This window comes from Pseudomonas sp. Ma2-10 (assembly GCF_054330215.1).
Genome location: NZ_JBTEYL010000008.1, coordinates 12,551 through 33,152, shown reverse-complemented (window position 1 = coordinate 33,152; position 20,602 = coordinate 12,551). Strand labels below are relative to the sequence as shown.

Below are 20,602 nucleotides of genomic sequence, written 5' to 3'. Positions count from 1 at the left end.
AAGGAGAGGGTTCAAGGTCCGAAAACAAACACCCCCTCAAAGTGAGGGGGTGTTTTCAGGGGCGGATCAACCGCGGTGACGACCGCGGAAGTAGTTGATCAGGCCTTGGGTTGAAGCATCGTCAGCCGGGGTTTCTTCGCTGCCGACCAAGCGGTTGTAGACGCCTTTACCCAGCTCCTTACCCAGCTCCACACCCCATTGGTCGAAGGCGTTGATGCCCCAGATCACGCTTTGCACGAAAACTTTGTGTTCGTACATCGCCACCAAGGCGCCTAAACGACGCGGGCTGATGCGCTCGACCACCAACGTATTGCTCGGACGGTTGCCCGGGATCACTTTGTGAGGCGCGAGTTTGTGCACGTCTTCTTCGCTCATGCCTTTGTCGCGCAACTCGGCTTCGGCTTCGGCAAGGGTCTTGCCCAGCATCAGCGCCTGGCTTTGCGACAGGCAGTTGGCGTACAGCCACTGGTGGTGGTCAGACACCGGGTTGAAGCTGACGATCGGCACGATGAAGTCGGCCGGGATCACTTGGGTGCCCTGGTGCAGCAACTGGTGGTAAGCGTGCTGACCATTGCAGCCAACGCCTCCCCAGATCACCGGGCCGGTGTCGGTGGACACCGGCGTGCCGTCCTGGCGCACACTCTTGCCGTTGGATTCCATGTCCAGCTGTTGCAAGTGCTTGGTGATGTTACGCAGGTAGTGGTCGTACGGCAGGATCGCGTGGCTTTGCGCGCCCCAGAAATTTCCGTACCACACACCGAGCAGGGCCAGCAGCACCGGCATGTTCTGTTCGAACGGCGCGCTCTGGAAATGCTGGTCCATGGTGTAGGCACCGGACAGCAGTTCCTTGAAGTTCGACATGCCGATGGCCAGGGCAATCGGCAAGCCGATGGCTGACCACAACGAGTAGCGGCCGCCAACCCAGTCCCACATAGGGAAGATGTTTTCTTCGCGGATCCCGAAGGCCACAGCCGCTGCATTGTTGCTGGAGACAGCGATGAAGTGACGGTACAGCTCGGCTTCCGAACCTCCCTGAGCCAGGTACCAGGCACGTGCGGCCTGGGCATTCTTCAGGGTTTCGAGCGTGTTGAAGGATTTCGACGAAACGATGAACAACGTGGTTTCGGCGCGCAGCTTCAGGGTCAGTTCGTGGAACTCACTGCCGTCGATGTTCGCCAAGTAATGGCAGCGAACACCCTTCTGGGCGTAGGACAGCAGCGCTTCGGAGACCAGCTCCGGGCCGAGGAACGAGCCACCGATGCCGATGTTCACCACGTCCGTGATCGGCTTCTCGGAGTAACCGCGCCACAAACCGTCGTGGATACGGCCCACGAGGTCGGTGATCTGGTTCAGGACCTTGTGCACTTCCGGCATCACGTTGACGCCGTTGACCGACAGCTTGTCGCCGACCGGACGGCGCAGGGCGGTGTGCAAGGCCGGACGACCTTCGGAGGCGTTGACGATTTCGCCTTCGAACAGGGCTTTGATCGCACCCTGGAGGTCGACTTCGTTGGCCAGGCCCACCAGCAGATCGCGGGTCTGGGCGTTGATCAGGTTTTTCGAGTAGTCGAGAAACAGGCCGCAGCTGCTGAGGGTGAATTGAGTAAAGCGCTGCGGATCGGCATTGAAGGCTTCGCGCATGCTGAAATCTTGCATGGCTTGGCGGTGGTCATTCAACGCTTGCCAGGCGGGCAGAGCGGTAACGTCTTGAGGGGTGCGGTAATACGCCATCGCTGCGGGTTTCCTTTTTACTTGAACGGCCTTTTGAACACTAAAAATACCGGAGCGCTGTGGGTGGGCGTCCGGTCAACTGCGTCGACACGATTTCATGACACAGGGCGAATACAGTAAACCTCGCGCTGCGATCTGTCTTGACTTTGTCTGACCCGTTCCCGGTACTTTTTTATACATCAAGCAGGGAACGGACCGACAAACGGAAGGGGATAGGCTAAGACCGGATCAGGCGACCTGAACCGGAATGGCATTGCTGGTATGACTCAATTCATTACCCGGCGCCATGTAGAGCATGCGTGGCTTGAAGTTGAGCAACTCGGCTTCGCTGTAGTGGGCGTATGCGCAGATGATCACTCGGTCACCGACCTTGGCTTTGTGTGCGGCTGCACCGTTGACCGAGATCATGCGCGAGCCTTCTTCGCCACGAATCGCGTAGGTGGTGAAGCGTTCACCATTGTCGACGTTGTAGATCTGGATCTGTTCGTACTCACGAATGCCGGACAGGTCCAGCCATTCGCCGTCAATGGCGCAAGAACCTTCGTAATCGAGTACAGCGTGGGTGACTTCGGCGCGATGCAGCTTGGCTTTGAGCATGATGGCGTGCATGAGTGTTTCCCCGGGTCGGAATCGAACGGCGGGCATTGTGCCCAAAGGCTTGAGGGCGAGCAATACGGAGCTTTAGGCCGTAGCGTCGAGGTTCAGATGCAGGTTGTCGATCAACCGCGTAGTGCCCAGGAACGCCGCCACCAGAATCACCAGATCCCGATCCTCGGGGGTCGCCGGACGCAAGGTCAGCGCATCGCGAATCTCCAGATAATCAGAGCGCAAACCAGCCGCTTCAAGCTGCTTGATCTGCGCACCAATTAACGCCGGGAAATCCCGGTCGCCCTGTTTGATCGCGTCGGCGATCTGGCTCAAGCCGCGATACACAACCGGCGCAACGGCCCGCTGTTCTTCGCTGAGGAAACCATTGCGCGACGACAGCGCCAGGCCATCGGCTGCACGTACCGTCGGTTCGCCGATGATCTGGATCGGCATGTTCAGGTCATGCACCAGGGCGCGGATCACCGCCAGTTGCTGGAAGTCTTTCTGGCCGAAGATCGCCAGGTCCGGCTGGACCATGTTGAACAGCTTGGTGACCACCGTCGCCACACCTTCGAAATGCCCGGGACGGCTGGCGCCGCAGAGGCCTTCGCTGAGTTGAGGAACGCTGACGCGGGTCTGGCCGACCATGCCGTCGGGGTACATTTCTTCAACGGTTGGCGCGAACAGCAAGTGGCAACCGGCCTGGAGCAATTTCTCCTGATCGGCCGCGAGGGTGCGCGGGTACTTGTCGAGGTCTTCGCCGGCGCCGAACTGCAACGGGTTGACGAAAATGCTCGCGACCACGAAATCCACCCGTTGGGTGGCTTTGGTCACCAGTGCCACATGGCCGCTGTGCAGGTTACCCATGGTCGGCACGAAGCCGATGCGCTTGCCTTCACTGCGGGCACGGGCCACGGCGGCGCGCAGCTCGCGTAAGGTTTTTACGGTGTTCATGCAGAGAATCCGTGTTCGATACCAGGGAAAGTCACCGCTTTGACTTCAGTGACGTACGCGCCAAGCGCCGCTTGAATGGTGTGTTGCCCGGCCATGAAGTTCTTCACGAACTTCGGTACTCGGCCAGTGATCGACAGGCCGAGCATGTCGTGCAGAACCAGTACCTGGCCGTCGGTGCCACTGCCGGCACCGATGCCGATTACCGGAATTTTCACCGCCAGGGTGATCTCTTCGGCCAGTTCGCTCGGTACGCATTCGAGCAGCAACATCGCGGCGCCGGCCTGTTCCAGGGCGATCGCATCGGCACGCATCTGCCGCGCCTGGTTTTCGTTGCGACCCTGGACTTTGTAACCGCCGAGGATATTCACCGATTGCGGTGTCAGCCCCATGTGCGCGCACACCGGGATACCGCGCTCGGCCAGCAGGCGGATCGAGTCCGCCAGCCACAACGCACCTTCAACCTTGACCATGTGCGCACCTGCCTGCATCAACAGGGCGCTGTTGGTCATGGCTTGTTCGGTGGTGGCGTAGGCCATGAAGGGCAGGTCGGCGAGGATCAACGCATCGGTGTTACCGCGTTTGACGCAGGCCACGTGGTAAGCCATTTCAGCGGTGGTGACTGGCAGGGTGCTGTCGTGACCTTGCAAAACCATGCCAAGGGAGTCGCCCACCAGCAACACTTCGACACCCGCCTCATTGCAGGCGTGGGCGAAGGTCGCGTCATAGCAGGTCAGCATGGTGATCTTTTCACCTTTTTGCTTGAGACCTTGCAGAGTGGTCAGGGTGATGGCTGGCATGAAAAGTTCCTCATTCAGGCGCTGTGGAAACTACTGCGAGTAACGCGCGTGATTCTTCGTTAAATACAGGCGCACGGTCTGTTGTCGCGCTTTTAAGGCCTGGATTGCGCCCTTCAACGCCGTGTTGGCGGCAGTGGGACGCCTATAGTCGTGAGCAGAACTCGGGAAGTCAATTGCGTGTGTTACCGCATTGTTACGCGTGGGGTGTTACCGGGGTAACTGATGCGATTCAGCAGATTCTGCGAGAGCTACATAAATCCATGTGGGGGGGAGTATCAAGCCGGGGAAAGGCGCTCCAACCCGACGAACGGGCAGGCAGCGAGCAAATCACTCAGGCTGCGACCATCGGCCAGACGTAAATCCGCGGGCGCCAGTTCGGCCAGTGGATACAGAACGAAAGCGCGTTCCTGCATATGGTAATGAGGCACCTTGAGGCGAGGTTCATCGATCAGCCGATCACCGAACAGTACGATGTCGAGGTCCAGCGTACGCGGCCCCCAACGTTCAAGGCGCTCGCGGCCCTGCCCGTTCTCGATGGCTTGCAGTGCATCAAGCAGCCCCAGTGGCGGGAGCGTGCTGTCGAGGGCGGCAACCGCGTTGGTATAACGCGGTTGGCCGGGCAGCAGCGAGTCGCTCTGATAAAACCCGGAAACCCCGATCAGTTCGGTCTGCGGCAACTGCGCCAGCGCGTCGACGGCGCTGCGCAGTTGTTCGGCGGGGTCAGCCAGATTGCTGCCCATGCCGATGTAGATACGTTCCATGGATTACTCGCCCGTGGCACTCGGTGCGCCAGCGGTGCGTTTGCGCTTGGCGCCACCACTGCGGCGACGCTTGCGTGGAGCGCCGGAGCCGTCATCCTTGCCGCTGAGGTCGCGGATCATGTCGCGGCGTTCGCTGTCGTTGGCGTCCTGATAATCCGTCCACCATTCGCCCAGGCCATCGGTCTGCTCGCCGGCGCTTTCGCGCAACAGCAGGAAGTCGTAACCGGCACGGAACCGCGGGTTGTCCAGCAGCAGGTCGGCGCGCTTGCCGCTGCGACGTGGCAGACGCTCTTGCATGTCCCAGATCTCGCGGATCGGCATGGTGAAGCGTTTCGGAATCGCGATGCGCTGGCACTGTTCGGCAATCAACTCGTGAGCCGCTTCCTGCATCGCCGGAATCGGCGGCATGCCACGCTCTTGCAGGCGCAACACGCGGGCCGGCAGGGCAGGCCAAAGCAGGGCCGCAAACAGGAACGCCGGGGTCACCGGTTTATTCTGTTTGATCCGCAGATCGGTGTTGATCAACGCTTCGCTGATCAATGTGTGGGTATAGGTCGGGTTGTATTCCAGCGCCTCGGCACTGGCCGGGAACAGTGGATCGAACAGCTGCAGGTCGACCAGCATCTCGAAGGTGTCCGCGGCATGGCCGGAGAGGAACAGCTTGAGCACTTCTTCGAACAGGCGGGCCGATGGAATCTCGCGCAGCATCGGCGCCAGTTCACGGATTGGCGCGGCGCTGTGTTTTTCGATGCCGAAATTCAGCTTGGCGGCGAAACGCACGGCTCGCAGCATCCGTACCGGATCTTCCTGGTAGCGTTGCTTCGGGTCGCCGATCAGGCGGATCAGGTGATTGCGGATGTCATGTACGCCGTTGGCGTAATCGAGGATGCGCTCGCTGACCGGATCGTAATACAAGGCGTTGATGGTGAAGTCGCGGCGCTGCGCGTCTTCTTCCAGCGTGCCATAGACGTTATCGCGCAGGATGCGCCCGCTCTCGTTTCGCGAGGACTGGTTGCTGTCTTCCTCTTCATCGTTTTGCGGGTGATTGGCGCGGAAGGTCGCGACTTCAATGATTTCACGGCCAAAGTGGATGTGCACCAGCTTGAAGCGGCGACCGATGATCCGCGCGTTGCGGAATTCGGCCCGCACCTGCTCAGGGGTGGCACTGGTGGCGACGTCGAAATCTTTTGGCGTGATACCGAGCAGCATGTCACGCACACAGCCGCCGACCAGGTAAGCCTGATAACCGGCGTTCTGCAGGCGTTCGACAATGTTCACCGCGTAGCGACTGAACTGGGCTTTTTGCAGCGAATGTTGGCCGCTGTTGAGCACTTCAGGCGTACTGCGAATGTGTTGCGTATGACGCTTGGGAGAACGGAATGACTGGAACAACTTCTTCAGCATGGGATGCACTGTTTGAAGGAATGTTCGGCCAAAACGAAGAATGACCGCATGATGGGCGGGGATTCTAGCATTTAGTCGGGGGATGGTGTAGGAAGCTGCGCAAGCGCGTGAAGGGAGGTGGTACGCAGGGTCCTGTAGCAGTGACAAGGGACAAAGGCCAGAAACTACAAGGGGAGCCGAAGCTCCCCAAGAAAGTAGTTGCGTGCTCTATTTTTATTTTTGATTCGGGCTTCTTGTTTTTGTTGAGTGCCCTCGCCATGAAGTTTTTCCTTCATGACCCTCCCAATCGGGAGTCAAGAGCAAACGGATTGCTTTGGTCGCTGTGTTGCAGTGATCTTGCGATCCAACCAGTTCAGGCTCTGCCTTATGACAGTTTTTTGTTGTTCTCGGCCTGGTTGTGGGGCAAGCCCCAAATACAACGCCTCTCCAAAAGAATCAGTTAGCTGCGCCTCTCGCCGTCTTGTTTTTATTGTGCGTGAGTCGATACGTCTTATTTTTATTGTCTTGTGCATTGCTTGTTATTGTTCTTGTACCAAACATATAGCAGGGTGCGTGCCAACTTTTGCAAGGCCCAGCAAAACAAGGGGTTAGGCCGGCTGCTGAGGTTTCTGGAGGTCAAAAAAAACCGGGGCTTCGTTACCGTAAGCCCCGGCTTCTGTTACGTGAAAAAGCTGAGGTAACAGTTTTTTCACAAAGTCACGTGTTACCCGCACATCAGACAGGCACGGTTCAGCTCTCGCTGGCCACTCCGGTCTTGCGCCGCGGAATGCCCAGGCGCTGCCGCCGTTCCCACAGGCATTTGCGACTGACACCGAGTTTGCGCGCCAACTCGGTTTCGGTCATGTGGTCCTGGTGCTCGAGAACGAAGTGCTGGAAGTAATCTTCCAGTGACAGGTCTTCGGTCGGCTCATGGCTATTGTTACCGGCGGCGCTGCCCTGTTGTGGGGGCAGGCCGATGAAATCGTCATCGTCCAGATCGCTCAGTTCGATGTCGATACCCAGCAGCTCGGCGGAAATCTCCGGGCTCTCGCACAGGATGACCGCACGTTCTACGGCGTTTTCCAGCTCCCGAACGTTACCCGGCCAGGAGTAGTGACGAATGGCTTGCTCGGCATCCGGGGCGAACTTCAGATCGGTGCGGTTGACCCGCGCGCTCTGCCGCGCCAGGAACGCAGTGGCAATTTCGTTGACGTCCGCGCCGCGCTCGCGCAGGGCCGGTAGTTTCAGGGCGATCACGTGAAGGCGGTAATACAAGTCTTCACGGAACTGGCCGATCTTCGCCAGGCTCTTGAGGTCCCGGTGGGTCGCGGCGATCAGGCGCACATCGACTTTCTGGGACTGCACCGAACCCACACGACGAATTTCACCTTCTTGCAGCACGCGCAGCAGGCGGGCCTGGGCTTCCAGTGGCAGTTCGCCGATTTCGTCGAGGAACAAAGTGCCGCCGTCCGCCGCTTCCACCAGACCGGCTCGCCCGGCGCTGGCGCCAGTGAACGCGCCTTTTTCGTGGCCGAACAGTTCGGACTCGATCAGGCTTTCCGGAATGGCCGCGCAGTTCACCGAAATCATCGTTGCCTTGGCGCGCTTGGACAAATTGTGCAGGGCGCGCGCCACCAGTTCTTTACCAGTGCCGGATTCGCCCTGGATCAGGACATTGGAGTCGGTGGGTGCGACCTTGCGGATCTTGCTGTACAGATCCTGCATAGGCGGGCAGGAGCCGATGATGCCGATCTCGCCGTTGTTGTTACTGGCGACCGGTTTCGCGGCGCCATTACCGGCTTTGCCGGCGACCGGCTCACCGCTGGCTTGTACCGCTTGACGGTCACGCAGGATTCGCGCGACGGCTTGCAGCATTTCATCGTGATCGAAAGGCTTGGCGATGTAATCCACCGCGCCCATCTTCATCGAGTCGACTGCCGAACGCAGGCTCGCGTAGCTGGTCATGATCAGCACCGGAGTGCCCTGGCCGAGTTTGATCAACTCGGTGCCCGGCGCGCCAGGCAGACGCAGGTCGCTGACGATCAGGTCGAACGTGGGAATGGTGAAGCGTTCTTGTGCTTCCTGCACTGAGCCGGCTTCGCTGACCTGGTACTGGTTACGTTCCAGCAGGCGGCGCAAGGCGGAGCGGATAATTGTTTCGTCTTCGACGATCAAAATGTGCGGCATTGATTCGATACTCTCGACGGTCTCAGTTCACAGCGGACGTCGCTTCGACATGACGCGGCAAGGTCACCCTGATACGGGTGCCGCGTTGGCTTTGAACATCAGCCGGGCTGTCGATGGTGATTTGTCCATAATGCTCTTCAACGATGGAATAGACCAGTGCAAGGCCCAGACCGGTGCCTTCGCCAGGATCCTTGGTGGTGAAGAAAGGTTCGAACAATCTGTCCATGATGTTCTTCGGAATACCGCTGCCTTCGTCTTCCACGATCAAGTCGACCGTGTGTTCGCCGGCTTCGCTTTTGACCCGCACCGCACTGCCGGGAGGCGAGGCGTCGCGGGCGTTTGAGAGCAAGTTGATCAGTACTTGTGCCAGCCGCTGCGGGTCGCCTTCGACCCAGTGATCGGGATCGCACAGGTTGTAGAACTGCACTTCGAAATTGCGTCGGTTGAGGGCCAGCAAGCCGATGGCATCCTGGGCCACTTCCGCCAGACAGACGGGCTCGTCGCTGTGCTGATGGCTACCGGCGTGGGCGAAGCTCATCAGCGACTGAACGATGCGCGACACGCGTTTGGTCTGCTCCAGGATCTGCCCGCTGATTTCCTTCAATTCGCTGTCTTCTTCGCGCTCTTCGCGCAGGTTCTGCGCCAGACAGGCAATGCCGGTGATCGGGTTGCCGATTTCATGGGCCACGCCGGCGGCGAGTCGGCCGATGCTGGCCAAGCGCTCGGAGTGCACCAGTTTGTCTTCGAGCATCTGGGTTTCGGTCAGGTCTTCCACCAGTAGAACCAGGCCGCTGTTACCCGGGGCCAGCGGTTCATCGATCGCTGCTTTGTGCAGGTTCAGCCAGCGCGTCTGGCCGTCGAGTGCCAGGTGCTGTTTGTGTAGATGCTCGTCCGGCAGATTGATGAAGCCTTGCAGCAGCTCTTTCCAGGGATCGGTAATGGTGCTCAGGCGCGAACCGACTACACGCTGCGCGGCAATCCCGGTCAGCTCCTCCATGGCTTTGTTCCACATGAGGATTTCCTGATCCTTGGCCAGTGAGCAGACGCCCATCGGCAACTCCTGCAAGGTTTGGCGGTGGTAGCGGCGCAGGGCATCGAGTTCGGCGGCAAGCCCGGTCAGGCGCGAGTGGTAATCCTCGAGCCGACTTTCGATGAAGTGGATGTCTTCGGTGACGTAGTTTTCGCCGCCGGCCTTATAAGGCAGGAATGTCTCGACCATGTCCTGAGCCACGCTCGGCCCCATCAGGCCGGAAAGGTTGGCTTCGATACGGTCGCGCAAACGGCGCAAGGCGTAGGGCCGGCGCTCATCGAAAGGTAAGTAAAGATCACGCAGAGCCTGTTCGACTTCTTTCTGCGCAGCCTTGGCGCCCAAGGGTTTTGCAAGTTGTGTGGCGAACTCCTGGGGCGAGGCAGCGTGCAGTTCGCGGCGTTGCGGCCGGCGCACGTTGTCCACGGCGCAGGCTTCCGCTGCACTGGTCTCTTCGCTGCTGGCGTTGGTGAACAGTGAGATCAAGGTGAACATCAGCACGTTGGCCGCCAGCGAGGCGATCGCCGCCATGTGCCAACTGGTGTCGTCCAGCACGTAGATCATGTTCAGCAGCGGTATGTAGAAGCCTTGCAGATTGCCGACCAGCGGTAGCAGCATGGTCACCAGCCACACCAGAATCCCCGCGAGCAAGCCGGCGATGAAACCGCGGCGGTTGGCGGTCGGCCAGTACAGTACCGACAGCACGCCCGGCAGGAACTGCAGGGTGGCGACAAAGGCGACAATGCCCAGATTCGCCAGATTCTGTTGCGCGCCCAGCAGCAGGTAGAAACCATAACCGGCCATGATGATCGCGACGATCAGCGCCCGTCGGGTCCACTTCAGCCATCGGTAGATATTGCCTTCGGCGGGCGGCTGATAAAGCGGTAGCACCAAGTGGTTCAGCGCCATCCCGGACAGCGCCAGGGTGGTGACAATGATCAACCCGCTGGCTGCCGACAATCCACCGATATAGGCCAATAGCGCCAGGGCCTTGCTGTTGGCGGCGATGCCGATACCCAGCGTGAAGTATTCCGGGTTAGTGGTGGCGCCGAGTTTCAGTCCGGCCCAGAGAATCAGCGGCACCGCCAGACTCATTAACAGCAGGAACAGCGGCAAGCCCCAGCTCGCACTCACCAATGAGCGCGGGTTGAGGTTTTCGGTAAACGTCATGTGGTACATGTGCGGCATCACGATCGCCGAAGCGAAGAACACCAGCAGCAGCGTACGCCACGGGCCTTCCTGCAATGGCGTGTGCAACGCGGCGAGGGCAGTCTGGTTTTGCAGGAGCCACAGTTCCAGCTGTTGCGGACCGTCGAATACGCCATACAGGGCATAGAGACCCACGCCGCCGATGGCGATTAGCTTGATCACCGACTCGAAAGCAATCGCGAACACCAGGCCTTCATGTTTTTCGCGGGTGGCAATGTGGCGGGAGCCGAAGAAAATCGTGAACAGCGTAATCAGCGCGCAGAAGCTCAGGGCCACGCGATGTTGTACCGGCTCACGGGTGAGGATGCCGATGGAGTCGGCCACCGCCTGAATCTGCAACGCCAGCAACGGCAGCACACCGATCAGCATGAAAATCGTGGTCAGTGCGCCGGCCCAGGTGCTGCGGAAGCGGAAGGCGAACAGATCGGCGAGCGACGACAGCTGATACGTGCGGGTGATCTTCAGAATCGGATACAAAAGCACTGGCGCCAGCAAAAACGCGCCCGAGACGCCCAGATAGCTGGATAAAAATCCGTAGCCATATTGATAGGCCAGGCCCACCGTGCCGTAAAACGCCCACGCACTGGCGTAAACGCCGAGCGACAGGGTGTATGTCAGCGGGTGGCGAATGATCGCCCGGGGGATCATGCCCCGTTCGCTGACCCAGGCTACGCCGAACAGCACCGCCAGGTACGCGGCGCTGATCAGGATCATCTGGGTCAGGCTAAAGCTCATCGGCATCTTTTTGGCTCTGCAGGATGAAGGTCACGACGATCAGAATCAGCCAGAGCAGATAGGGGCGATACCAGGCGCCAGTGGCGTCGATCCACCAATCCATGATGGCCGGGGAAAACAGATAAATCCCCACTACCAGGAGCAGGACCAAGCGATAGATGTACATCCCGGCCTCTCTTTTTTATGCGCGTGCCCGAAAACGTGCGGCGATGGTAACGGATGGGCGCGCCACTGCAAGTGTGATCACTGTAGTTGTGCTTCGGGCAGGTTGAGAGCGCGCGGGATCAACGCTGCATCCCAGTGGGCGATGCCCCAGTTCAACACTTCCCGTGGGGTGGCGTAAGCCAGTTCGGCACCGGGATTGTGCCCCAGTGCGCGCAACGCACGCAGCAATAAGGGGGTTGCCTGATCTTCAGTCAACGGCGGCGAACGATAGGACTTACCGAGCTTGTTGCCATCGGGCTGGGTGATCAGCGGGATATGCAGATACTGCGGTTGCGGCAGGCCAAGCAGTTCTTGCAAGTAGAGCTGGCGCGGCGTGGAGTCGAGCAGGTCGGCGCCGCGCACGATATCGGTAATGCCTTGCCAGGCATCGTCCAGCACCACCGCCAATTGGTAGGCGTAGAGCCCGTCGCGGCGGCGAATCACGAAATCTCCGACTTCCCGGCCCAGGTGTTGGCGGTATTCGCCTTGGACCCGGTCGATGAAGTGGTATTCCAGCTCGGGGACACGCAGGCGAATCGCGGCATCTTCAGTGCCGTGGCCGGCATTTCGGCACAGTCCCGGATATATCCCGTGATAGGGGGCAAGTGTTTTGCGCGAACAGGTGCACGCATAGGCCAGACCGTGATTGAACAGGCGATTGAGGACTTCGGCGTAGGCATCGTGCCGGTCACTCTGTCGGACTATTTCGCCATCCCACTCGAAACCGTAGCCTTCCAGGGCGTTAAGGATCGCCGCTTGAGCGCCCGGCTCTTCCCGTGGCGGATCGAGGTCTTCCATGCGCATCAGCCAGCGGCCCCCCACCGAGCGCGCGTCGAGGTACGAGGCCAGCGCTGCGACCAGCGAGCCGAAATGCAGATGTCCACTGGGCGTGGGGGCGAAGCGCCCGATGTAAGTGGGGGAAGCGATGGCGGTCATGGCGGCTATTTAAAGTCAAAAAACATCAGAAACAAAAACGGAGCGTTCGCACGCTCCGTCTTTCGTTCAAGTCGAGATTACTTGCCGACTTGCTTTTCCTTGATTTCCGCCAGGGTCTTGCAGTCAACGCACATGTCGGCGGTAGGGCGGGCTTCCAGTCGCTTGACGCCGATTTCGACGCCGCACGACTCGCACCAGCCATATTCTTCGTCTTCGATCAGTTGCAGCGTCTTGTCGATCTTTTTGATCAACTTGCGCTCTCGGTCGCGGGCGCGCAGTTCGAGGCTGAACTCTTCTTCTTGGCTGGCACGGTCTGCCGGGTCAGGGAAGTTAGCCGCTTCGTCCTTCATGTGATCAACCGTACGGTCGACTTCCTGCATCAGGTCCTGTTTCCACTTGTTCAGGATCTTGGTGAAGTGAGCGCGCATGGGTTTACCCATGTATTCCTCACCCTTGACTGCCTGGTAGGGTTCGAAACCGCTGATGGTCTGATTTTGCTGCTTTGCTTGGGTGGGCATGAAATGGACCGCCTCTACTCTTGTAATCCATCTGCGCAGGATTGCTCCATCACCGACACCTGCCGGCCCTGCGGCTGCAAGCGGGCGAACTTACCAGATCAAATCGGACCGCGCCACTCCCGGATGTCGAGGTCGTGGCCCGCGGTGCTTGCAAATGATTGCAAAGCCTTGTCTGGTGGTGTTGGAGACCTGATCAATTATTGATTTTAGTCAAACCTGGGACGCACGCTCGAGTCGTTTGAGACCCGCGATATAACGGTCTGACCGCTTTAGGTTCTCGCTCGTTCCTGCGCTTGGGTAGAATTGGTTTTTTTCCCCGTTGAAGGAAGGCTAATGGCTCAGTCCTACAGTGCCCGCAGTCGCGCGATCGAACCTTTCCATGTCATGGCGCTGCTGGCGCGGGCCAATGAACTGCAAGCTGCTGGTCACGACGTGATCCACCTGGAAATCGGCGAACCCGACTTCACCACCGCCGAGCCGATCATTCAGGCTGGCCAGGCCGCATTGACGGCGGGGAAGACCCGTTACACCGCTGCGCGCGGCATTCCCGAGTTGCGAGAGGCTATTTCCGGCTTTTATCAGCAGCGTTACGGTTTGAACATCGATCCGCAGCGAATCCTCATCACGCCTGGCGGTTCCGGTGCGCTGCTGCTGGCCAGTGCCTTGTTGGTAGATCCGGGCAAGCACTGGCTGCTGGCTGACCCTGGATACCCGTGCAACCGGCACTTTTTGCGGCTGGTGGAAGGCGCGGCGCAGCTTGTTCCTGTAGGTCCGGACGTGCGCTATCAACTGACGCCGGACCTGATTGCGCGCCATTGGGACCACGACAGCGTCGGCGCCCTGGTGGCGTCGCCAGCCAACCCGACGGGGACGATTCTGGCCCGCGAGGAGCTGGCGGGCCTGTCAGCCGCGATCAAGGAGCGTCAGGGTCATCTGGTGGTGGATGAGATCTATCACGGTCTGACCTACGGCACTGATGCGGCCAGCGTACTGGAGGTCGATGACAGTGCCTTTGTGCTGAATAGTTTTTCCAAGTATTTCGGCATGACAGGATGGCGACTTGGTTGGCTGGTGGCGCCTGAAGCGGCGGTCGGTGAGCTGGAGAAACTCGCGCAGAACCTTTATATCAGCGCCCCGAGCATGGCTCAATATGCCGCTCTGGCCTGCTTCGAACCGGCCACGATCAGCATTCTGGAAGAGCGACGCACCGAATTCGGCCGCCGTCGGGATTTCTTGCTGCCAGCCCTGCGAGCGTTAGGCTTTGGTATCGCCGTTGAGCCTGAAGGCGCGTTCTACTTGTATGCTGATATCAGCAAGTTCGGCGGCGATGCCTTCGCGTTCTGTCGACACTTCCTCGAAACTGAACACGTGGCGATTACTCCGGGTCTGGACTTCGGCCGTTATCAAGCTGGCCACCACGTGCGGTTTGCCTACACCCAAAGCCTTGCGCGCCTACAGGAAGCGGTCGAGCGGATTGCTCGCGGCTTGAAGAGCTGGCAAGGCTGATGCGTTTTCATCCACCCCTCGAAGAAGGACGTTTGATTCGTCGTTACAAGCGTTTTCTCGCCGATATCGAAACCGTTAGCGGCGAGTTGCTGACCATTCACTGTCCGAACACCGGTTCGATGCTCAATTGCCAGGTCGAAGGCGGACAGGTCTGGTTCAGCCGTTCCAATGACCCCAAGCGCAAGTTGCCGGGTACCTGGGAAATCGGCGAAACGCCGCAGGGACGCTTGTTTTGTGTGAATACCGGGCGGGCCAACGGCTTGATCGAAGAGGCGTTGCGAGCTGGTGTCATCACCGAACTGAACGGTTTTACCGAACTGAAACGTGAAGTGGCCTACGGTCAGGAGAGCAGTCGCATCGATTTTCGCCTCGATTACCCGAGCGGGCCGGCTTATGTCGAGGTCAAAAGCGTGACTTTGGGCTTCGATGGTTCTGCGGTGGCCGCGTTTCCCGATGCGGTGACCCAGCGCGGGGCCAAGCATTTGCGCGAGCTGGCGCATCTGGCCCGGGACGGAATTCGTGCGGTGCAGTTGTATTGCGTCAATCTCGCCGGCATCGACGCTGTGCGTCCTGCAGAAGAAATCGATTCGGCCTACGCCGCAGCTTTGCGTGAGGCGGTGTCGTGCGGGGTCGAGGTGCTGGCCTATGGCGTGCACTTGACCCACGAAGAAATGGTGGTCGATCGGCGTCTGGATGTATTGCTGAACGGCTAAAGACTGACCCAGATCCCTTGCTCGTCTTCGCGGCAGGCGACGGTGGTCAAGGACTGACCAGCGCAAGGGCCGGCGACGCATTCCCCGTCTTCGATCAGAAACAGTGCGCCGTGGGTCGCGCACTGGATCAGGCTGTTGCTGGGGTCGAGAAACTGGTCAGGCTTCCATTCCAGTCCGACGCCACGGTGCGGGCAGCGATTGATGTAGACGTAAACCCGGCCGCCACGGCGTACGGCAAAGAGCTTCTGGCCGTCGATGTCGAAGCCGCGACTGCTGGCATCGGCCAGCTCAACGCCTGCACAAAGAAACTTCATGTCTATCCTCAAGTCCTGCGGCTCGTGACCGGATGTGTCCGAGCTTGACGTTCAAATGCAAACAATTATCAAATGGCCGCCTTGCCCTTAGGTTACAGATGCCAGGCGCCTAGGATACGTGGCCTGTCATTTCAATGCCCGGGAAACCCCTTAAAGGATGCTGTTTATGCACCTGAGTACCCACGTTGCTGCGTTCTGTGTCTGCCTCCTCGTCAGCCTCAACGCCGCCGCGGTCGAGTTGCCACAACGTTGGGTCAGCGCTGGTGGAGCTTTATCGGAATGGATCAGCGCGCTGGGCGGTGAATCGAAACTGGTCGGTGTCGACACCACCAGTCAGCACCCGGAATCGCTCAAGGCATTGCCAAGCATCGGGTATCAGCGGCAATTGTCGGCGGAGGGTATTTTGAGCTTACGCCCGCAGATACTGGTCGGCACCGAGGAAATGGGACCGCCACCGGTACTTACGCAGGTTCGCAGTGCAGGCGTGCAGGTCGAACTGTTCTCGGCCCAGCCGGATCTGCCGACCTTGCAAGGTAATTTGCAGCATTTGGGCAAGTTACTCGGCGCTGAAGATCAGGCTTGGCAGGTGTTTCAGACTTATCAGCAGCAACTCGATCAACAAAAAATCCGGGTCACTCGGGGGCAGTTGAAGGAAAAATCGCCGGGCGTGCTGTTGTTGCTTGGCCACGCGGGCGGCAAACCGCTGATCGCCGGCAAGGACACCGCCGCCGATTGGTTGCTGCAGCAGGCCGGTGGGCACAATCTGGCCACGCATACCGGCTATAAACCCTTTTCTGTCGAATCCCTGATCAGCCTGGATCCCGAGGTGCTGGTGTTTGCCGATCGTGCACTGACCGGCGATGCGGCACGTGCGGCGTTGTTCAAGGAGAACCCGCTCCTGTCCTCGACCCGCGCGGCCAAGGACGGGCGGGTCATGGAGCTTGATCCGACGTTGTTGGTGGGGGGCTTGGGGCCGCGGTTGCCCGAGGCGTTGAAAAAACTGTCTGACGCCTTTTACCCTGGTTCGGCCGGCCAATGACCATCCTGGTTAAACCACGCGCGTTATTCATGGGTCTGATCCTGCTGTGTGTAGTGGCCATCTGGCTGTCGTTGGCGCTTGGGCCGGTAAGCTTGCCGTTGTTCGACACCTTGCGCGTAACCCTGCGCCTGGTGGGGGTGCCGATCGCGCCCGACGGACTGGAGCAGGCCGAACTGATCCTCGGGCAGATTCGCTTGCCGCGAACCTTGTTGGGTTTGGCCGTGGGAGGGGTGTTGGCATTGTCCGGTGTGGCGATGCAAGGGTTGTTTCGCAATCCTCTGGCCGATCCGGGACTGGTCGGCGTCTCCAGCGGTGCGGCATTGGGCGCGGCAATTGCGATCGTTGGTGGTTCTGTATTCGGCGGTCTGCCTGAATCATTCGGGCCGTATCTGTTATCGCTGTGTGCGTTTCTCGGCGGGCTCGGCGTGACGGCATTGGTGTATCGACTGGGCCGGCGCAACGGGCAGACCCATGTCGCGACCATGCTGCTGGCCGGTATAGCGTTGACTGCGCTGGCCGGCTCCGCCGTGGGGCTGTTCACCTATCTGGCGGATGACGCGACGCTGCGCACCCTGACGTTCTGGAACCTGGGCAGCCTCAATGGCGCCAGCTATTCGCGGCTCTGGCCGTTGCTGCTGATCAGTGCCGGCGTGGCGCTGTGGCTGCCGCGCCGGGCCAAGGCCTTGAATGCGTTGTTGCTGGGTGAGTCGGAGGCGGGTCACCTGGGCATCGACGTCGAAGGGCTCAAGCGCGAATTGGTGTTTTGCACGGCACTGGGTGTCGGTGCTGCGGTGGCCGCAGCGGGGATGATCGGTTTTGTTGGTCTGGTGGTGCCGCATCTGGTGCGACTGCTGGCCGGGCCGGATCATCGTGTGCTATTGCCCGCGTCAGTATTGGCAGGTGCCAGTCTTTTGTTGTTTGCCGATCTGGTGGCGCGACTGGCCCTGGCGCCGGCCGAATTGCCGATCGGGATCGTCACGGCTTTCATCGGTGCGCCGTTCTTTCTGTATTTATTGCTCAGAGGGCGTGCCTGATGTTGCGAACGCAAAATCTGCAAATCCGCCGAGGCTCAAAGATTGTCCTGACGGACATCACGCTTGAGCTCAACCCGGGCGAAGTCCTTGGTGTGCTGGGGCCTAACGGCGCCGGTAAAAGCACCTTGCTCGGCGCCTTGTGCGGCGAGTTACAGGCTCATCATGGCGGCGTCTGGCTCGATGAGCGCGAGTTGAGCGATTGGACGGGAACGACGCGAGCGCAGCGTTTGGCGGTATTGCCGCAGGTGTCGACCCTGGACTTTGCGTTTCGTGTCGAAGAGGTGGTCGGCATGGGCCGCTTGCCGCATCAAAGCGGTCAGGTCCGCGATGACGAGATCGTCGCCGCCGCGTTGCACGCTGCCGATGCCCGGCATTTGGGTGGCCGCAGCTATCTGGCTTTGTCCGGTGGCGAACGTCAGCGGGTGCATCTGGCGCGGGTTCTGGCGCAACTCTGGCCGGGCGAAGCAGGGCAAACGTTGTTGCTCGATGAGCCAACGTCGATGCTCGACCCGCTTCATCAGCACACCACGTTGCAAGCCGTGCGCGAGTTCGCCAATAGAGGCGCGGCGGTACTGGTAATCCTGCATGATCTGAACCTGGCCGCGCGCTATTGTGATCGTCTGTTACTGCTCGAAGGCGGACGCCCTGTGGCGCTCGATACACCGGAGCAGGTGTTGCGCCCGGAACCACTCAAGGCCGTGTTCGGGCTGGAAGTGCTGGTGCAGCAGCACCCGGAACGTGGGCATCCGCTGATCATCGCCCGCTGAGTTTTTTATGGGGTGAATACATGCGTGGGATTTTGATGCTGGCCTTGCTGTTGCTGAGTGCCTGTCAGCATGTTTCGACTCCACCGCCGGTGGGTGGCGAGATCCGGGACTTGCGCAGCGGTCAGACCCTCACGGCAGAGGAACTGGTTAAACGGTTGGAGAAGCCTTCGAGGCTGATCGTGGGCGAGCAACATGACAATGGCGATCACCATCACCTGCAGTTGTGGATATTGCAGTCGCTGGGTGAGCGACGACCTCAAGGCAGTCTGCTGCTGGAAATGCTTACGCCGGATCAACAGCTGCGCGTCGATGACGTTCGTCACGCCTCGACACCACCGGCGGATCTGCCCGGTGCATTAGCCTGGCAGTCGGGGTGGGATTGGAACCTGTACGGGCCGATCGTTCGCTTCGCGCTGTCCCAGCCGTACCCGCTGCTGGCAGCCAATCTGGACACGCTTGAAGTCCGTGCCGATTACGCCACCCCTGCGACATTGGGCGGTTCGCGCTCCAACGCAGCTTCAGTCAAGGAGGCGTTGCTGAAGGACGTCAGCGACTCCCACTGTGGCCTGCTGCCTAAATCGCAGATGCCGGCGATGCTGGCGGTTCAGCAGCAACGTGACCGACGGATGGGTGAGCGCTTGCTGGCTGCGCCTACGCCTTCCCTGCTGTTTGCTGGCGCTTACCATGCGCGCAAGGATGTCGGCGTGCCGATTCATGTGCTTGATCTGGGAGAGCTTCAGGCGCCCGCAGTGTTGATGCTGGCGGAGCAGGGTAGCGAGGTCACACCGGCCATGGCGGATTACGTCTGGTACACGCCTGCCAAACCCGCGCAGGACTACTGCGCGCAAATGCGTAAGCAATTTGGCAAGTGAATGAACGATTTTTCTCCAGGCAAAAAAAGACCCGGCAAGAGCCGGGTCAAATAACCGTGATTAGCCTGATGAGGAGATATCTGAGAGTCCGAACCAAGGGCTTTTCAAATATCGACCAGTCTCGCGACCAGTTGTGCTAATCATAGCGATTCTCATTACCAAGTCAATCTCTGATTTTTCAGTTCTATGGGATGCGCTACCCGATCGCTTGAAATGCCCGTAATCATTGGGGTTCAGCCTGTGCGGTTGAGTGAGTTCAGTTGAATGATCTGCTTGTTCAGCAGGTCGATACGTCGGGCCATGCTCTCGATCAGGCTATGGGCGATCTTGGGATTGCTTTGGGTCAGGCTGAGAAACTGGTCCTTGGGGATCAGCATGACAGTGCTGGGTTCGCTGGTGATCACGCTGGCATTACGCTTCTCGCCGGTAAACACCGCCATGGCGCCAAAAATCTCGTCCTTGGGTATATCGCCGACTTTATGCCCGTCGACAAAGGCTTCGGCATGGCCATCGATGATGACGAATACGTGATCCGCGTCTTCGCCCTGACGGATCAACACTTCGCCATTGGCCACGCGCTGAAAACCATTGGTGCTTCGAAACTCAGGGCGTTTCAGGCGAGCGAGTGCGTCGGACAGCAGGGCGGACTGACCGGACATATATTTAAGGAACAACTCCGACCGCTCCGGATCGGCATAAATATGCTGAAAAACCTCGGATCGCAGATAAGGCGTCAGTGCTAACGGGCTATCGCTGCGAAAACGGCAACGCGGCAGCTCTGTGCCCTGGCGCAAGCCGATCAGATCTCCCTCGTGCAGATAGAACAATGCCCGCTCGTCGATGCACCCATGCAGCAGACCATTTTTCAGCACAAACAGTTGGTTGCCGGGTAACAGGGCTGCCAGGTCATCGACAGTTGAAAATTCCAGGGTTGGTCCGCACGGCATCAAACCTTCCAGCAGTCGGACGGGAAGATGTTGCAATCGGTTGATCAGCGCATCGGCGTAAGCCGGTTGTTCCCCAAGTAGGTACATGGCTGCTGCGTCCGTTCAGTTCTTGTGACGTGACGAGATAGCTTCCAGCTGTTTGTTCAAGGCGTCCTTGCGCTCGGCGGGAATGTCATTCCAGTGCACATCCATCAGGGCTCCTTCGATGGCATACAACAACACTTTGGACGCCCGAAACCCGCGCGTGCGCACGGCGCGATAAGCATCCACCGCCCCCAGGCGACGCAAGTCCGAGGCGCTGTGGATGCCCACGGCATGCAGCCATTGCGCCGACGTCTTGCCAAGATTCTTCAGGTGCTGCAGTTCATCATTCATCAAGC

The 20,602-nt window shown here is 59.5% G+C and carries 20 protein-coding genes; 6 read left to right on the top strand and 14 right to left on the bottom strand.

The window, feature by feature from the left end:
- Positions 1-66: 66 nt before the first annotated feature.
- The 11 genes from pgi to dksA all read right to left on the bottom strand — a co-directional run bounded on the left by pgi (position 67) and on the right by dksA (position 13,030).
- Entirely contained in the window at positions 67-1,731 is a 1,665-nt protein-coding gene (pgi, locus tag ACXPVS_RS12195) for a glucose-6-phosphate isomerase (protein ID WP_458510162.1), read from the bottom strand.
- Between the two features lie 228 nt (positions 1,732-1,959).
- On the bottom strand, positions 1,960-2,340 hold the full coding sequence (gene panD, locus ACXPVS_RS12190) for an aspartate 1-decarboxylase (protein WP_003228271.1): 381 nt from the start codon (positions 2,338-2,340) through the stop codon (positions 1,960-1,962).
- Between the two features lie 72 nt (positions 2,341-2,412).
- Positions 2,413-3,273, bottom strand: coding sequence for a pantoate--beta-alanine ligase (gene panC, locus ACXPVS_RS12185; protein WP_458510161.1), 861 nt, complete (start codon positions 3,271-3,273; stop codon positions 2,413-2,415).
- Positions 3,270-4,070: a 3-methyl-2-oxobutanoate hydroxymethyltransferase gene (gene panB / locus ACXPVS_RS12180; protein WP_458510160.1), complete on the bottom strand. Its 801-nt coding sequence runs from the start codon at positions 4,068-4,070 to the stop codon at positions 3,270-3,272. Before panB ends, panC begins: the two co-directional genes overlap by 4 nt.
- 275 nt (positions 4,071-4,345) lie before the next feature.
- Positions 4,346-4,831, bottom strand: coding sequence for a 2-amino-4-hydroxy-6-hydroxymethyldihydropteridine diphosphokinase (folK, locus tag ACXPVS_RS12175; protein ID WP_458510159.1), 486 nt, complete (start codon positions 4,829-4,831; stop codon positions 4,346-4,348).
- A gap of 3 nt (positions 4,832-4,834) precedes the next feature.
- The gene (locus ACXPVS_RS12170; RefSeq protein ID WP_458510158.1) at positions 4,835-6,235 is read right to left on the bottom strand and encodes a polynucleotide adenylyltransferase PcnB; all 1,401 of its coding nucleotides are present in this window, start codon (positions 6,233-6,235) and stop codon (positions 4,835-4,837) included.
- Between the two features lie 729 nt (positions 6,236-6,964).
- The gene (locus tag ACXPVS_RS12165) at positions 6,965-8,401 is read right to left on the bottom strand and encodes a sigma-54-dependent transcriptional regulator (RefSeq protein ID WP_458510157.1); all 1,437 of its coding nucleotides are present in this window, start codon (positions 8,399-8,401) and stop codon (positions 6,965-6,967) included.
- A 22-nt stretch (positions 8,402-8,423) separates the two neighbouring features.
- Entirely contained in the window at positions 8,424-11,378 is a 2,955-nt protein-coding gene (locus ACXPVS_RS12160; protein ID WP_458510156.1) for a sensor histidine kinase, read from the bottom strand.
- Entirely contained in the window at positions 11,362-11,538 is a 177-nt protein-coding gene (locus tag ACXPVS_RS12155; RefSeq protein WP_003176118.1) for a hypothetical protein, read from the bottom strand. Before ACXPVS_RS12155 ends, ACXPVS_RS12160 begins: the two co-directional genes overlap by 17 nt.
- A 77-nt stretch (positions 11,539-11,615) precedes the next feature.
- On the bottom strand, positions 11,616-12,512 hold the full coding sequence (gluQRS, locus tag ACXPVS_RS12150) for a tRNA glutamyl-Q(34) synthetase GluQRS (RefSeq protein ID WP_458510155.1): 897 nt from the start codon (positions 12,510-12,512) through the stop codon (positions 11,616-11,618).
- Between the two features lie 77 nt (positions 12,513-12,589).
- Positions 12,590-13,030, bottom strand: a complete 441-nt coding sequence (gene dksA, locus ACXPVS_RS12145) for an RNA polymerase-binding protein DksA (protein ID WP_458510154.1) — start codon at positions 13,028-13,030, stop codon at positions 12,590-12,592.
- Between the two features lie 333 nt (positions 13,031-13,363).
- On the opposite strand from dksA, the gene ACXPVS_RS12140 reads away from it, so the two are divergent.
- Positions 13,364-14,536, top strand: coding sequence for a pyridoxal phosphate-dependent aminotransferase (locus ACXPVS_RS12140; protein WP_458510153.1), 1,173 nt, complete (start codon positions 13,364-13,366; stop codon positions 14,534-14,536).
- Positions 14,536-15,249 (top strand): DNA/RNA nuclease SfsA, encoded by a 714-nt coding sequence (gene sfsA / locus ACXPVS_RS12135; RefSeq protein ID WP_458510152.1) that lies wholly within the window; start codon positions 14,536-14,538, stop codon positions 15,247-15,249. The genes ACXPVS_RS12140 and sfsA overlap by 1 nt, the downstream gene beginning before the upstream one ends.
- Here sfsA and ACXPVS_RS12130 read toward each other — a convergent pair.
- Positions 15,246-15,563: a Rieske (2Fe-2S) protein gene (locus ACXPVS_RS12130; protein WP_458510151.1), complete on the bottom strand. Its 318-nt coding sequence runs from the start codon at positions 15,561-15,563 to the stop codon at positions 15,246-15,248. The genes sfsA and ACXPVS_RS12130 overlap by 4 nt on opposite strands.
- Before the next feature lie 166 nt (positions 15,564-15,729).
- Between ACXPVS_RS12130 and ACXPVS_RS12125 the strand changes: the two genes are divergently transcribed.
- Genes ACXPVS_RS12125 through ACXPVS_RS12110 form a run of 4 tightly spaced genes read left to right on the top strand, consistent with a single transcriptional unit; the run spans position 15,730 to position 19,275 of the window.
- Entirely contained in the window at positions 15,730-16,602 is an 873-nt protein-coding gene (locus ACXPVS_RS12125) for a heme/hemin ABC transporter substrate-binding protein (protein WP_458510150.1), read from the top strand.
- Complete coding sequence (locus tag ACXPVS_RS12120) at positions 16,599-17,636, top strand: FecCD family ABC transporter permease (RefSeq protein WP_458510149.1); 1,038 nt, start codon at positions 16,599-16,601, stop codon at positions 17,634-17,636. Before ACXPVS_RS12125 ends, ACXPVS_RS12120 begins: the two co-directional genes overlap by 4 nt.
- Entirely contained in the window at positions 17,636-18,403 is a 768-nt protein-coding gene (locus tag ACXPVS_RS12115; RefSeq protein WP_458510148.1) for a heme ABC transporter ATP-binding protein, read from the top strand. The genes ACXPVS_RS12120 and ACXPVS_RS12115 overlap by 1 nt, the downstream gene beginning before the upstream one ends.
- A gap of 20 nt (positions 18,404-18,423) precedes the next feature.
- Positions 18,424-19,275: a ChaN family lipoprotein gene (locus ACXPVS_RS12110; RefSeq protein ID WP_458510147.1), complete on the top strand. Its 852-nt coding sequence runs from the start codon at positions 18,424-18,426 to the stop codon at positions 19,273-19,275.
- Positions 19,276-19,508: 233 nt separating this feature from the next.
- Here ACXPVS_RS12110 and ACXPVS_RS12105 read toward each other — a convergent pair whose 3' ends face one another.
- Positions 19,509-20,309: a Crp/Fnr family transcriptional regulator gene (locus ACXPVS_RS12105; RefSeq protein WP_458510146.1), complete on the bottom strand. Its 801-nt coding sequence runs from the start codon at positions 20,307-20,309 to the stop codon at positions 19,509-19,511.
- A 15-nt stretch (positions 20,310-20,324) separates the two neighbouring features.
- On the bottom strand, positions 20,325-20,597 hold the full coding sequence (locus ACXPVS_RS12100; protein ID WP_003228231.1) for a TfoX/Sxy family protein: 273 nt from the start codon (positions 20,595-20,597) through the stop codon (positions 20,325-20,327).
- Positions 20,598-20,602 lie beyond the last annotated feature (5 nt).